This window comes from Curtobacterium sp. MCBA15_005 (genome assembly GCF_001864855.1).
Classification (GTDB): Bacteria; Actinomycetota; Actinomycetes; order Actinomycetales; family Microbacteriaceae; genus Curtobacterium; species Curtobacterium flaccumfaciens.
In genome coordinates this window covers 1-703 of record NZ_MJGL01000035.1, presented here as the reverse complement: position 1 = coordinate 703, position 703 = coordinate 1, and the positions used below count along the sequence as shown (strand labels likewise).

Below are 703 nucleotides of genomic sequence, written 5' to 3'. Positions count from 1 at the left end.
AGCAAAGGACTGATCACGATGCGTAAGAGCCTCAAGACCTCCATCACCCTCGCCACGACCGGCGCCCTCGTCCTCGGCGGTGCCGCGTTCGGGATCTCCTCCGCCCAGGCCGCGACCCCGAACGTGCACACGGTGTCCTCGTCGTCGTCGAAGATCCCCGCACCCGTCGCCTCGGTCCCCGAGGTCCTCGGTGGCTCCACCGCCGTGAAGCTCGACTCCGGCTTCACCGACGCCCTCACCGCCCTGAAGCTCACCCCCGGCGTCTCGGGCGATGCGACCCTGGCTGACGGGTCGGTGTCGTTCCCGATCACCGCCGGGTCGGTCACCTACTGGTCGCCGGATGGCAACTACCGCCCGTACGTGCAGGGCCTGCTGAACCACGACGACTCGGGGCTGACCCTGAAGGCCGGCGACACCACCGTCACGCTGGAGAACTTCGTCGTGAACCCGGGCTCGTCCAAGCTCTACGGCGACGTCCTCGTCAACGGCAAGGTCGCCGCGGCCAACGCGTTCCTGTTCGAGCTGCACGGCGGCTCCCTCAAGCCCCTCCAGCTCGAGGGCGACAACGCCATCCTCACCGGCACCACCGTCCACATCTCCGAAGACGCCGCCGGCCTGCTGAACAAGACCTTCGGCACCGACGCCGTCAAGCGCGGCCTGCTCGTCGGCACCGCCACCATCACCGCCCAGATCAAGTAACACC

1 protein-coding gene is annotated in these 703 nt (G+C 68.3%); it reads left to right on the top strand.

What is annotated here, in order from left to right; translation table 11 throughout:
• Positions 1-699: hypothetical protein (locus BIU89_RS12870; protein WP_217642831.1), on the top strand; the 699-nt coding region annotated here is incomplete at its 5' end.
• Between the last annotated feature and the right edge of the window lie 4 nt (positions 700-703).